We start from the raw sequence: 13,018 nt of genomic DNA, 5'->3' as shown, positions 1-13,018 counted from the left end.
CGAAATGCCCCATTTTACGCTATTGCGCGTTAGGCTGGATTTCAAACACTACATCAACCTGATCGTCAAAATTGATACTTTGCTGATCATACGTTTCTTGTGCTGACGTATCGGCGGGAGATGCAGCCGCTTTATACATACGTGCCATAGGCATAGGCTGATAATTAGAAACCTGATACCGGATGCTGTAAATCGGCCCCAGTTTCGCATTGAAGCCTTGCGCCAATTCTGAGGCTTGCTTCGTCGCATTCTTAATCGCGGCCTGACGCGCTTGTTGTTTGTAGCTGTCAGGGTTAGCAACGCCCAACTCGACGCTACGAATCTCGTTCAGCCCCGATTTCAGCGCGCCATCAAGTAATTCATTTAATTTGTCGAGATGGCGCAGCGTTACCTGCACTTCACGTACCGCACGATAGCCTTTCAGAACCGATTTACCCTCTTTGGTGTAATCATATTCCGGCTGCGTGCTCAGATTAGCGGCATCAATATCTTTTTTCTCAATACTGTTTTTCTGCAAGAAATCAAAGTATTGCTGAACGCGTTCATCTGCCTGTTTCTTAGCATCGGCCGCATTTTTTGACGATACATTTACCACAATCGATAACGTCGCGATGTCGGGACGGGCATCAATCGTTGCCTTGCCAGAAGTGACGACATGCGGTGCATTCGGTAGTTCATCAGCTTGTGCGCCTAAAGGGACAGCCCCAGCGCTCATTATTGCGGCCAAAGCCAATGCTTTCAGTTTCATGAAAGTCCTCCTTGAAGATGTCAACTCATTAGCTTCTAACGTGACGAAGCCCAAAACGCATAGCAATGCGCCATGCTTTGAGTGGTGAGTATGGCAAAAGTTCTGTACAACGCAGGTTTAACGGCAGATCGATCACAATTCTTTGTGCAAACAACCGCCCACTCACATATAACCCTCTTTGCCCCCGCGCTGTGTTGGCGCAGAGGACACAATGTTAGCGGATTAAGCGGAAGCGGCTGGCAAGCATTGACACTTTATGGCCTGCATAGGCGTCAGAAACTGGCGATGCCCTGACGCGCCAGCTGGAAGGCGATAAACCACATGATTGCCCCCACCAGCAGATTAATGACGCGCTGGGCGCGTGCGGTGTGCAGTAGCGGAGAGAGCCACGCCGCTAACATCGCCAGACCAAAAAACCACAGGGCCGAAGCGCTAACCGTGCCGAATGCAAACCAGTGGCGTGCTGACTGCGAAGGTAGCTGGCTGCCTAAACTGCCTAAAACCACAAAGGTATCGAGATAAACGTGCGGATTAAGCCAGGTCACCGCCAGTACGGTGGCAATAATACGTCCCCGTCCCTGCTTTATTGCACCGCCAGAGGCCAGCTCTACGCTGCCCCTAAAGGCGGTACGCAACGCGCCCCAACCGTACCACAGTAAAAATGCCACGCCTGCCCAGGTGATCACCATCAGCAGCAGCGGAGATTGATTCAGCAGCGCGCTGCCACCGAATATCCCGGCACAAATCAGTACAACATCGCTTAAGGTGCACAGCGTTGCGGTCATTAAATGGTACTGCCGCTTAACTCCTTGATTCATCACAAAAGCGTTTTGAGGCCCAAGTGGCAGGATAAGCGCGGCGCCAAGCACAAGCCCTTGAAAGAATACAGATAACAACGGAATTTTCCTTACATCGGGGAGATGCAAAGCATTATAGTGACGGGGAGATGATTAGTGGAAATTGAAAAAGTTAATGCCTGATTAGAATAGCTAATGGGCGACCGGAGCCGCCCATTTCACGTTATGACAGTTTTGCTTCTTCGTCTGGTTCTGCCGTTTCAGCCTCAGCCTGCTTAACCTGATGAAAATGCACATCCATCTGTGGATAAGGAATGCCGATACCTTTGGCATCCAGCGCACGTTTGAAGTTTTTCAGCAGATCCCAGTAAACGTTCTGGAGATCGCCGCTGTTGCTCCAGCAACGCACCACAAAGTTCAGCGACGAGGCAGCCAGCTCGTTCAGGCCAATCTGGATACCCATGTCTTTCAGCACACGCTCGTCGGCCTCAACTACCTGTTGCAGCAGAGCGATAACCTCATCCACGTCTGCATCATAAGCCACGCCAATGATGAACTCATTACGGCGTACCGGTTCACGCGAGAAGTTAACGATATTGCCGCTGATAATTTTGCCGTTTGGCACTACAACGATTTTGCCATCACCGCTTTTCAGGGTGGTGGAGAAGATCTGTACACTCATTACTGTGCCCATCACGCCGCCTAAATCGACGAACTCGCCAGTACGGAACGGACGGAAGGTCACCAGCAGAACACCAGCCGCCAGGTTCGACAGCGAACCCTGTAATGCCAAACCGACCGCCAGACCGGCGGCACCCAGAACAGCAATCACCGAAGCGGTTTGCACTCCGACGCGTCCCAGGGCAGCAATAATAGTAAAGGCGATCACACCATAGCGTACCAGCGCAGAAAGGAAGTCGGCCACGGTTGCATCGATATGACGCGCCACCAGCAGACGGTTAATGCCATTTGAAATAAAACGGGCAATAATCATCCCGACGATAATGATGGCAATTGCCGCTACGATATTGACCGCATAGCTTAAAAGCAGTGCCTGGTTACGCACCAGCCAGCCGCCCGCATTATTGATGCCATTAACGACGTTTAAATCTTCCATTTGTAAGCCCTGTTATTAAGTTCCCGTGGGAATGGACAAAACTGCCAGATATAATCCGACACCCAATGATAAAGGGTAATCAATTATCCAGCGAAGCGCCAAAAGCCAGATGAATTAACCGACATTTCTCAGCGTATCCGGATAGATTTCTCGGTTTATTTGGTTAAAAAAATCCTTTCGGGTTTTTAAGCGGAAGAAGGTGAATAACATTGCCAGCGCAGGGCTCGTTCAGGACGATCGTAAAGCCGCAAAAGCGACACGCCTGGCGGCTCGCTCTGCACCGTCCATAATGCGAAATGCTTTGCCTTCTGTCTGCTTCAGCAGACCAGAGGTATCAGAAACTTAAAAGGCCCTTTCGGGCCTTTGTTGCACTGTAATGAAAGATTAATTACAGAACGTTAATCGCGTTGAGCTCTTTAAATGCCTGCTCAAGACGTACCACCATGGATGCCTGAGCAGAACGCAGCCATACACGTGGATCATAATATTTCTTGTTCGGCTTATCAGCACCCTCTGGATTACCCAGCTGTGCCTGCAGATAGCCTTCGTTCTTTTTGTAGTACTGCAGGATGCCGTCCCAGGTTGCCCATTGGGTATCGGTATCGATATTCATTTTGATCACGCCGTAGCTGATCGACTCTTCGATTTCGGCAGCAGAGGAACCTGAACCGCCGTGGAACACGAAGTCCAGCGCATTGTGCGGCAGGCCGTGTTTTTCACAAACGTATTTCTGCGAGTCACGCAGAATGGTTGGCGTCAGTTTCACATTGCCAGGCTTGTAAACGCCATGCACGTTACCGAATGATGCCGCAATGGTGAAACGCGGGCTGATGGCATTCAGTTTTTCGTACGCGTAGTTAACGTCCTCTGGCTGAGTGTACAGCGCAGACGCATCCATATGGCTGTTGTCTACGCCATCTTCTTCACCGCCGGTGCAGCCCAGCTCGATCTCCAGCGTCATGTCCAGTTTGGCCATGCGCGCCAGATATTTGCTGCAAATCTCAATGTTTTCTTCCAGTGACTCTTCAGACAGGTCAATCATGTGTGAAGAGAACAGCGGCTTACCGGTTTTCTTAAAGTGCTCTTCGCCAGCGTCCAGCAAACCGTCGATCCACGGCAGCAGTTTCTTCGCGCAGTGGTCGGTATGCAGAATCACGGGCACGCCATACTGCTCGGCCATCAGGTGAACGTGATGTGCGCCTGAAATAGCACCGAAAATTGCTGCGCCCTGTGGCTTGTCGGTTTTAAAGCCTTTACCGGCGATAAATGCTGCACCACCGTTAGAAAACTGAACGATAACCGGCGCTTTTACTTTTGCCGCGGCTTCCAGCACAGCGTTGATAGAATCGGTGCCGACGCAGTTTACCGCTGGCAGGGCGAACTTATTCTCTTTCGCCACTTTGAAGATCTTCTGTACGTCGTCACCAGTGACAACGCCGGGTTTAACGAAATCAAAAATTTTAGACATGATTGTGTCCTGTTTCGTGATCGTTCATCCCCATAAAGGGATACGATTTAAACGCCCAGTCGGGCAAGTCTTCAGGCGACGCCATCTGGCCCCGCCCCCAAAAGATTACTGCTTCGCACGCTCTTCCAGCATGGCCACTGCTGGCAGTTTTTTGCCTTCAACGAACTCCAGGAACGCGCCGCCACCGGTAGAGATGTAGGAGATTTTGCTTTCGATACCGAACAGGTCGATAGCCGCTAACGTATCGCCGCCGCCAGCTACCGAGAACGCCTCGCTGTCTGCAATGGCGTTAGCAACAATTTCAGTACCTTTACGGAAGTTCGGGAACTCAAATACGCCAACCGGGCCATTCCACAGGATGGTTTTTGCTTCTTTCAGCAGGGCAGCCATGGCCTGAGCGGTTTCGTCGCCAAAGTCCATAATCTCTTCGTTATCCGCTACTTCGGAAACCTTTTTCACGGTTGCCGGGGCAGTTTCAGAGAATTCTGTGCCAACGCGAGAATCGGTTGGAACCGGGATACCGTACTGATCGCGCAAACCTTTTGCAGCTTCAACGAAGTCGGGTTCATACAGCGATTTACCCACTTTATTGTCGATGGCGACGAAGGTGTTAGCGATGCCGCCACCTACAATCACGGTATCCGCAATTTTCACCAGTGACTGCAACACATCAAACTTGGTTGATACTTTCGAACCGCCAACAACCGCCACCAGCGGGCGTGCAGGGTTGTTCATCACTTTACCCAGCGCTTCCAGTTCGTCAGACAGCAGCGGGCCAGCACAGGCGATAGGGGCAAACTTGCCCACACCGTGCGTTGACGCCTGCGCGCGGTGCGCGGTGCCGAATGCGTCCATGACAAACACATCGCATAATGCGGCATATTTTTTAGCCAGCGCTTCGTCGTCTTTCTTTTCGCCTTTGTTAAAGCGAACGTTTTCCAAAACCACCAGCTCACCTGTGCCGACGTCAACGCCGTCAAGGTAATCTTTTGCCAGGGTCACGGTGGTGCCGCTCAGCTTATCTTTCAGATAATTAACGACCGGCAGCAGAGAGAACTCTTCGTTGTATTCACCTTCGGTCGGACGCCCCAGGTGAGAGGTAACCATCACTTTCGCGCCCTGTTTCAACGCCGCTTCGATGGTAGGCAGAGAAGCACGGATACGTGCATCAGACGTCACTTTCCCTTCTTTCACTGGGACGTTGAGATCGGCACGGATCAAAACGCGTTTGCCAGCAAGATCCAGATCGGTCATCTTAATTACAGACATGGTGAATCCTCTCGTTGATTCTCGTAAGTTTTGCCAGACGCAGACCGCGCCTTACCTGAAACCGCTTGCGGCCATAGCTAACGTTGTGTCGAGCATTCGGTTAGCAAAGCCCCATTCGTTGTCACACCAAACCAGCGTTTTGATCAGGTGCTGACCGCTGACCCGCGTTTGCGTGCCGTCCACAATGGCACTGTGCGGATCATGGTTGAAATCCACTGAGACTAACGGTAATTCTGTATAGTCAACTATACCACGAAATGCACCCTCTGCCGCGCTTTGCAACAACGCATTAACTTCGCACGCCTTTACGCCCTGACGCACAGAAACACTGAGATCAATGGCTGTTACGTTGATGGTTGGCACCCGTACCGCAATGGCTTCAAAACGATCGTTAAATTTAGGAAAAATACGGCTGATGCCCGCAGCTAATCGTGTATCAACCGGAATGATTGACTGACTTGCCGCACGCGTGCGGCGCAGGTCGCTGTGATAAGCATCAATCACCTGTTGATCGTGCATAGCCGAATGAATGGTCGTTACCGTACCGGACTCAATGCCAAAGGCATCGTCCAGCAGTTTAATCACCGGAATAATGCAATTAGTGGTACAGGAAGCGTTGGAAACAATGCGGTCGGTTTGCTTAAGCGCCTGTTCGTTGACGCCAAACACCACCGTTGCGTCAAGGTCATTGCCGCCCGGATGGGAGAACAACACTTTCTTCGCGCCAGCCAACAGATGCGCTTCGCCATCTTCGCGGCTGCCATAAACCCCTGTGCAATCCAGCACCACGTCCACATTTAGCTCACGCCAGGGTAAATCCGCCAGCTCAGCCTGATGCAGGATACGGATGGTGTCGTCTCCGACCCACAGCAAATCGCGTTCCTGACGCACATCAAAAGCGAAACGGCCATGGCTGGTGTCGTATTTAAGCAGGTGCGCCATGCCGGCCGCCTCCGCCAGTTCGTTTATCGCCACCACCGTGATTTCCGCGCGTCGCCCTGTTTCGTACAGTGCGCGTAACACATTGCGTCCAATGCGGCCAAAGCCATTAATTGCTACCCGGACGGTCATCTTGCTCCTGCCAAATCTGACTGAAAAAACGTGCCGATAGCCTGAGCGTTCCGCTGCGTTTTGTACAGGATATTCTTGCCTGTCGTCGCCCTGAAAGGGATCGATACCGGCTTCAACTGAAACGGTTCAGCTAGAATAAAGGAAGGATGGAATAACAGGAATGATTGTGATCAACTACGCACTTTATATTTGGATCTGCGTCACAAATTTGCATAAAAACAGCCATTACTGTAGGAATAATTTGCTTAAAAAGGGACGAAATGCTTCGTCCCTTTTCTGTGCTCAAAACGGTTTATCCACCGCCCTGATAATGCCGTTACGCCAGTAGCGCTTTGGCTTTCACCACTACGTTGTCAACGGTAAAGCCAAACAGTGTAAACAGCTGATCAGCCGGTGCAGATTCACCGAAGCTGGTCATACCGATGATAGCGCCATGCAAGCCGGTATATTTGAACCAGTAATCCGCAATGCCCGCTTCGATTGCCACGCGTGCGCTGACGGCTTTTGGCAACACAGACTCGCGATAGTCGTCGCTCTGCTTGTCGAATGCGTCGGTAGACGGCATGGACACCACGCGCACTTTACGCCCTTCAGTTGTCAGCTTGTCGTAAGCCGCAACCGCCAGTTCAACTTCTGAACCGGTAGCGATCAGAATCAACTCAGGCGTACCTGCACAATCTTTTAATACGTAACCACCACGTGCCACGTTTGCCAGTTGTTCAGCCGTACGCGCCTGCTGCGCCAGGTTCTGACGTGAGAAGATCAGCGCGCTTGGACCCTCTTTGCGCTCGATAGCATATTTCCACGCTACCGCAGATTCCACCTGGTCACACGGACGCCACAGGCTCATGTTCGGCGTAGTACGCAGGCTGGCCATTTGCTCAACCGGCTGATGCGTTGGGCCATCTTCACCCAGACCGATAGAATCATGGGTGTAAACCATAATTTGACGGATCTTCATCAGGGCCGCCATACGCGCCGCGTTACGCGCATATTCAACAAACATCAGGAAGGTTGCGGTGTATGGCAGGAAACCACCGTGCAGCGCGAGACCGTTGGCGATAGCGGTCATACCGAATTCACGCACGCCGTAATGGATATAGTTACCGGCTGCATCTTCATTGATTGGCTTAGAACCCGACCAGATGGTCAGATTGCTGGGCGCCAGATCAGCGGAGCCGCCCAGGTATTCTGGCAGAATTTTACCGAAGGCTTCGATAGCATTCTGCGACGCTTTACGGCTGGCGATTTTCGCCGGATTCGCCTGAAGCTGTTCAATAAATTTCTGCGACTCTTCCTGCCAGTTTGCTGGCAGCTCGTTGCTCACGCGACGTTTGAATTCTGCCGCCAGCTCTGGATGATCTTTTGCATATGCCGCAAATTTCTCGTTCCAGGTGGCTTCTTTCGCCTGGCCCACTTCTTTCGCATCCCACTCAGCATAGATTTCTGACGGGATCACGAACGGCGCGTATTTCCAGCCCAGCTGCTTGCGGGTCAGTGCGATTTCATCGTCGCCCAGTGGCGCGCCATGTGAGTCATGGGTTCCGGCTTTGTTCGGCGAACCGAAACCGATAACGGTTTTGCACATCAGCAGTGAAGGTTTATCGCTGATCGCTTTGGCTTCTTCAATAGCTTTAGCAATCGCATCTGCATTATGGCCATCAACGCCGCGTACGACATGCCAGCCATAGGCTTCGAAACGCTTAGCGGTGTCGTCAGTAAACCAGCCGTCAATGTGACCGTCGATAGAAATACCGTTGTCATCATAAAACGCCATCAGTTTGCCTAGCTTCAGCGTACCGGCCAGCGAGCAGACTTCGTGTGAAATGCCTTCCATCATGCAGCCGTCGCCCATGAGTACGTAGGTGTTGTGATCTACGATGTCATGGCCCGGACGGTTAAACTGTGCCGCCAGCGTGCGCTCAGCAATGGCGAAGCCAACGGCATTGGCGATGCCCTGACCCAGCGGACCGGTAGTGGTTTCAACGCCAACGGTATAGCCGTATTCAGGGTGACCTGGAGTTTTAGAATGCAGCTGACGGAAGTTCTCCAGCTCGCTCATTGGCAGATCGTAGCCAGTGAGATGCAACAGGCTGTAAATCAGCATTGAGCCGTGACCGTTAGACAGCACAAAACGGTCACGATCGGCCCACTGCGGGTTAGTTGGGTTGTGATTCAGGTAGCCGCGCCACAGGACTTCAGCGATGTCCGCCATGCCCATCGGGGCACCCGGATGTCCCGATTTAGCTTTTTGTACTGCATCCATACTTAACGCGCGAATGGCGTTGGCAAGCTCTTTACGAGAGGGCATTTTCTACTCCAGGTCGGATTAATGCTTCGCGCCTTAACTTATTGTAATTAATCAGTTATCAGGCAAAGCAAGGAAAAAGTTGCACATCAATGTACATGAAACCAAGGGCAAAAGTACATGCTGCTAATGGCTAAATGTCTCCGCTTCGCCTGGCATTCTCAGCGATGTCTGCTAGCAAAGCAGGAGACGTCACGTTATAACCAGAATATTTAGATGCCTGGCTCTATTCCAGGTGTCTGTTTTTTTTACCTTGTTACGAAAAGGATACTGAAATGAATATCCAAAAAACGGCTTTAGCTTTGGGGATAACCGTGTTGCTAAGTAGCTGCTCGGGTTTTGACAATAACGCTCTGCTGCAATCGGGCGCGCAGGCGTATCAGGCATATACGCTGAGCGACGATCAGGTTAAGCAATTAAGTAATCAATCCTGTGAGCAAATGGATAAAGAAAATCAGATCGCGCCAGCGACCAGTGATTATCAGCAGCGTTTAAATAAGATTGCCGCCGCGCTCGGCGACAATATCAATGGCGTGCCAGCCAACTATAAGGTCTACCAAACCAAAGATGTTAATGCCTGGGCGATGGCGAACGGCTGTATCCGCGTCTACAGCGGTTTAATGGATATGATGACCGACAATGAAGTAGAAGGCGTACTGGGTCATGAAATGGGCCACGTCGCGTTGGGCCATACACGTAAAGCCATGCAGCTTGCGTATGCCACTACCGCGGCACGTACCGCTGCTGCGTCAGTTGGCGGTGTTATTGGATCGCTTTCGCAATCGCAGCTGGGAGAGCTTGGTGAAAAACTGGTTAACGCGCAATTCTCACAGACGCAGGAATCGCAGGCCGATGATTATTCGTATGACCTGTTGAAGAAGCGCAACATTAATCCAATGGGGCTGGCGACCAGCTTTGAGAAGCTGGCGAAGCTGGAAGAAGGACGTCAAAGTTCAATGTTTGATTCCCATCCCGCTTCAGAAGCACGTGCGCAGCATATTCGCGATCGCATCGCGGCAGACACGCAATAACAGGCGCCTCACTTTCTCGTTGGTTTGACAAAGTGAGGCGTAATTTTATTGTTTAAAGAGCTTATCGACCATTGAACCTAAATCCATTTGCTTGTCATGCAGCGATTGCTCATCCATCTGCCCTTGCGGCGACATTTTGTCGATCAACTGCGGCAGCAGCGCGGCTAAGATGCCGGAAGCACTTTGCACGTCGGTGCCCAGCTTATCGGCCAGCGACTGCAATTCCCCTTCGCCAAAGGCAGACTGAATATCGCTTCCCGCTACTGGCTGATTATTACCGGTGCCAATCCACGAACCCAGCACTTCGCCTAAGCCACCTTGCTGAAACTTATGCAGCAGCACTTCGATTCCGCCCTGCTCCTGCACCCAGTGCCAGATAGCCAGTAACTGTCCAGGCTGATTGCCCTGCCCTTGTTCCTGGCCGTGACCTAACGACCCTACCAGTTCATCAAGAAAACCCATCTTTGCCTCCGGAAGTTAATTTACCGTCAGTAAGTTTAGCTTTTGATGTGCGCGATTAGCCTTTATTCGCTGCCTGAACGTGCAACATATCCAGCGCCAGCGTTGCCGCCGCTAATGCAGTCAGATCGGCGTGATCGTAGCCTGGCGCGACTTCGACCAGATCCATACCAACAATATTCATGCCCTGTAGACCACGAATTAGCTTTGTCGCTTTATCGGTAGTCAGACCCCCAATCACTGGCGTGCCGGTGCCAGGCGCATGGGCCGGGTCCAGGCAGTCAATATCAAAGGTCAGATAAACCGGCAGATCACCCACGGTGCGCTTCACTTCCGCCAGAATATCATCCACGCTGCGATCGTTAACCTGCGCGGCATCCAGTACGTTAAAGCCAAGGCTCTTATCAAATTCAGTACGAATGCCAATCTGTACCGAGTGCTGAGGATCGATCAAACCTTCTTTCGGCGCGGTAAAGAACATGGTGCCGTGATCAAAGGTGGGACCATTAGAATAGGTGTCGGTGTGTGCATCAAAGTGCACCAGCGCCATTTTGCCAAAATGTTTGGCGTGTGCGCGCAGCAATGGCAGCGTAACGTAATGATCGCCACCAAAGGTCATCATACGTTTGCCTTTCGCCAGCAGTTTCTCGGCGTGCGCCTGTAGTTTGTCAGAGAGATCCTGTGAATCGCCAAAGGCATAAACCAGGTCGCCGCAATCCACCACATTCAGGCGCTGACGCAAATCGAAATCCCACGGCCAGCGACATCCTTCCCACGCCAGATTAGTCGAAACCTGACGAATCGCACCTGGCCCAAGACGGCTGCCTGGACGACCTGACGTTGCCGCATCAAAAGGGACTCCCGTAATCACCCACTCAGCGTCGCTTTCATAGGGCTGGAAGTTGACCGGAAAACGCATGAAGCCGAAGGCGTTTGAAACCAGAGAGTTGTCGTACTGATTGCCCAGGGTGTTATACATAAATCGTCCTCTATATATCCATGAGTCGGGCCAGGCCCGCCTGTCAGTAAAAGGTATAGATGAAAAAAATCCCCTCCGCGTCGTTAAGCCCGACGAGGAAGGGATTGATGATGTTCATAATCTGGCGCGATTATCGCGAAGAACCTTGCCTGCTGCAATGACGAAATCGCGAGAAAGACAGAGGGAATGATTAGGTAAAATCTAAGACAAAAAAGTGCGATTAAAGGTAAAGCACCCTTATGAAAATGTTTCACATTGCCTGTTAGAAAAACTATATGAAATTATGTTTTTAGTTATTTTTCAATAGGTTATTCAGCATCAAAAAAAGCTGGAATTATGATAGGATTAACGGATTGTTAACGCAGGATTAATAGAGTAAAACACTTAGGAATATTCTGTCACTCCCTGTAACTTACCCGCCGAATAATGAGAATTTTCTTACGGACCTTAAGGGTATTCGGCCTGCGCCAAATAAATTATTTTGCTGTGTAACTGCCTGTAAAGGTAGAAATAAAGCAGATTTTTCGACGTAAACTGCGAGTTAACTCATCGCTTCATGCGTTACCTTTGCTGAATTATTCAGCAGCTCTCCCTTTGTCTGCAGATAACAACCTCACCCATATTCCGCCCATGATATTCAGCGTATTGGTTGCTGTTAAGCCACGGGCGGTAGCGTGCAAAAAACTGTTCTTTCTAGAGTTTTAAACTAATGGCCAGAAGTGGAATAGAAGTACAGCAAGCAGCCATTAAGGCACTGTTTTTACGTGAAATTAAAACGCGATTCGGCAAGTTTAGCCTGGGTTATTTCTGGGCGATTCTGGAGCCTTCAGCGCACTTACTTATTTTATTAGGGATATTCGGTTTTATTATGCATCGCACGATGCCAGATATTTCATTTCCGGTATTCCTGCTTAACGGCATTATTCCCTATTTTATCTTCAGTAATATAAGCAATCGTTCTGTGGGTGCCATTGAAGCTAATCAGGGGCTTTTTAATTACCGACCGGTAAAACCCATTGATACCATCATTGCGCGTGCGCTACTGGAAACGCTGATCTATGTCGCCGTCTATATCGTTCTGATGCTGGTGGTGTGGATGACAGGCGAATACTTTTCTATTACTAACTTATTGCAGTTGGTATGCACCTGGTCACTGTTGGTGTTGTTCTCTTGTGGGATTGGTTTGATCTTTATGGTGGTCGGCAAGACCTTTCCTGAGATGCAGAAGTTTTTACCAATTCTGCTGAAGCCGCTCTATTTCATTTCCTGCATTATGTATCCGCTACATACGATCCCGAAAGACTATTGGCCGTATCTGCTATGGAACCCGATTGTTCACGCAGTTGAACTAAGCCGTGAAGCCGTGATGCCCGGCTATATTAGTGAAGGCGTGAGTTTGCAATACCTGGCGTTTTGTACAATTGCAACGCTGTTTATTGGCCTGGCGCTGTATCGCAACCGTGAAGAGGCGATGTTGACCTCATGATTAAGATTGAAAATCTTACCAAGTCATACCGCACACCTGCGGGCCGCCATTATGTTTTTAAAGATCTCAATATTGAACTCCCGACCGGTAAAAGCGTGGCGTTGATTGGCCGTAATGGCGCGGGTAAATCTACGCTATTACGCATGATTGGCGGCATTGACCGGCCAGACAGTGGCAGCATTATTACGAATAAAACCATCTCCTGGCCGGTTGGCTTGTCAGGTTGTCAATACCGATCGAATTCTGACCCACCCTGCCAAAGTAAAACTGACCCACCCCCTTTGA

11 protein-coding genes and 1 pseudogene are annotated in these 13,018 nt (G+C 50.6%); 3 read left to right on the top strand and 9 right to left on the bottom strand.

Going from position 1 to position 13,018, the window contains the following annotated elements; all coding sequences use genetic code 11:
• Window positions 1-19: 19 nt before the first annotated feature.
• The 7 genes from H2P46_RS16395 to tkt form a co-directional block, all read right to left on the bottom strand.
• Window positions 20-748, bottom strand: coding sequence for an oxidative stress defense protein (locus tag H2P46_RS16395; RefSeq protein ID WP_193405981.1), 729 nt, complete (start codon window positions 746-748; stop codon window positions 20-22).
• Window positions 749-1,020: 272 nt separating this feature from the next.
• Window positions 1,021-1,644 (bottom strand): arginine exporter ArgO, encoded by a 624-nt coding sequence (argO, locus tag H2P46_RS16390; RefSeq protein WP_193405980.1) that lies wholly within the window; start codon window positions 1,642-1,644, stop codon window positions 1,021-1,023.
• Between the two features lie 124 nt (window positions 1,645-1,768).
• On the bottom strand, window positions 1,769-2,662 hold the full coding sequence (gene mscS, locus H2P46_RS16385) for a small-conductance mechanosensitive channel MscS (RefSeq protein WP_193405979.1): 894 nt from the start codon (window positions 2,660-2,662) through the stop codon (window positions 1,769-1,771).
• Between the two features lie 388 nt (window positions 2,663-3,050).
• Window positions 3,051-4,130, bottom strand: a complete 1,080-nt coding sequence (fbaA, locus tag H2P46_RS16380; protein ID WP_193405978.1) for a class II fructose-bisphosphate aldolase — start codon at window positions 4,128-4,130, stop codon at window positions 3,051-3,053.
• 105 nt (window positions 4,131-4,235) lie between these two features.
• Window positions 4,236-5,399, bottom strand: a complete 1,164-nt coding sequence (pgk, locus tag H2P46_RS16375) for a phosphoglycerate kinase (RefSeq protein ID WP_193405977.1) — start codon at window positions 5,397-5,399, stop codon at window positions 4,236-4,238.
• A gap of 51 nt (window positions 5,400-5,450) precedes the next feature.
• Window positions 5,451-6,470: an erythrose-4-phosphate dehydrogenase gene (epd, locus tag H2P46_RS16370; protein WP_193405976.1), complete on the bottom strand. Its 1,020-nt coding sequence runs from the start codon at window positions 6,468-6,470 to the stop codon at window positions 5,451-5,453.
• Window positions 6,471-6,786: 316 nt separating this feature from the next.
• Window positions 6,787-8,781: a transketolase gene (gene tkt, locus H2P46_RS16365; RefSeq protein ID WP_193405975.1), complete on the bottom strand. Its 1,995-nt coding sequence runs from the start codon at window positions 8,779-8,781 to the stop codon at window positions 6,787-6,789.
• Between the two features lie 272 nt (window positions 8,782-9,053).
• Here tkt and loiP point away from each other — a divergent pair, with 272 nt between their 5' ends.
• Complete coding sequence (loiP, locus tag H2P46_RS16360) at window positions 9,054-9,809, top strand: metalloprotease LoiP (RefSeq protein ID WP_193405974.1); 756 nt, start codon at window positions 9,054-9,056, stop codon at window positions 9,807-9,809.
• 45 nt (window positions 9,810-9,854) lie between these two features.
• On the opposite strand, the gene H2P46_RS16355 is transcribed toward loiP, so the two are convergent.
• Complete coding sequence (locus H2P46_RS16355; protein WP_193405973.1) at window positions 9,855-10,271, bottom strand: YidB family protein; 417 nt, start codon at window positions 10,269-10,271, stop codon at window positions 9,855-9,857.
• Window positions 10,272-10,326: 55 nt separating this feature from the next.
• Window positions 10,327-11,247, bottom strand: a complete 921-nt coding sequence (speB, locus tag H2P46_RS16350) for an agmatinase (RefSeq protein ID WP_193405972.1) — start codon at window positions 11,245-11,247, stop codon at window positions 10,327-10,329.
• Between the two features lie 709 nt (window positions 11,248-11,956).
• Here speB and H2P46_RS16345 point away from each other — a divergent pair.
• Complete coding sequence (locus H2P46_RS16345) at window positions 11,957-12,733, top strand: ABC transporter permease (RefSeq protein ID WP_193405971.1); 777 nt, start codon at window positions 11,957-11,959, stop codon at window positions 12,731-12,733.
• Window positions 12,730-12,957 (top strand): annotated as a pseudogene (locus H2P46_RS16340) (ATP-binding cassette domain-containing protein); the annotation flags it as partial. The gene H2P46_RS16345 and the pseudogene H2P46_RS16340, both read left to right, overlap by 4 nt.
• Window positions 12,958-13,018 lie beyond the last annotated feature (61 nt).

The organism is Mixta mediterraneensis (assembly GCF_014946725.1).
Lineage (GTDB): Bacteria > Pseudomonadota > Gammaproteobacteria > Enterobacterales > Enterobacteriaceae > Pantoea > Pantoea mediterraneensis.
The sequence above is the reverse complement of the archived record's forward strand: the minus strand, read 5'-3'. Positions and strand labels throughout refer to the sequence as shown.

Bases quoted from the DNA above. Each gene is read 5' to 3' on its own strand.
- H2P46_RS16395 (WP_193405981.1), bottom strand. From the start codon at position 748: ATGAAACTGAAAGCATTGGCTTTGGCCGCAATAATGAGCGCTGGGGCT.
- mscS (WP_193405979.1), bottom strand. From the start codon at position 2,662: ATGGAAGATTTAAACGTCGTTAATGGCATCAATAATGCGGGCGGCTGG.
- fbaA (WP_193405978.1), bottom strand. From the start codon at position 4,130: ATGTCTAAAATTTTTGATTTCGTTAAACCCGGCGTTGTCACTGGTGAC.
- pgk (WP_193405977.1), bottom strand. From the start codon at position 5,399: ATGTCTGTAATTAAGATGACCGATCTGGATCTTGCTGGCAAACGCGTT.
- epd (WP_193405976.1), bottom strand. From the start codon at position 6,470: ATGACCGTCCGGGTAGCAATTAATGGCTTTGGCCGCATTGGACGCAAT.
- tkt (WP_193405975.1), bottom strand. From the start codon at position 8,781: ATGCCCTCTCGTAAAGAGCTTGCCAACGCCATTCGCGCGTTAAGTATG.
- loiP (WP_193405974.1), top strand. From the start codon at position 9,054: ATGAATATCCAAAAAACGGCTTTAGCTTTGGGGATAACCGTGTTGCTA.
- H2P46_RS16355 (WP_193405973.1), bottom strand. From the start codon at position 10,271: ATGGGTTTTCTTGATGAACTGGTAGGGTCGTTAGGTCACGGCCAGGAA.
- speB (WP_193405972.1), bottom strand. From the start codon at position 11,247: ATGTATAACACCCTGGGCAATCAGTACGACAACTCTCTGGTTTCAAAC.
- H2P46_RS16345 (WP_193405971.1), top strand. From the start codon at position 11,957: ATGGCCAGAAGTGGAATAGAAGTACAGCAAGCAGCCATTAAGGCACTG.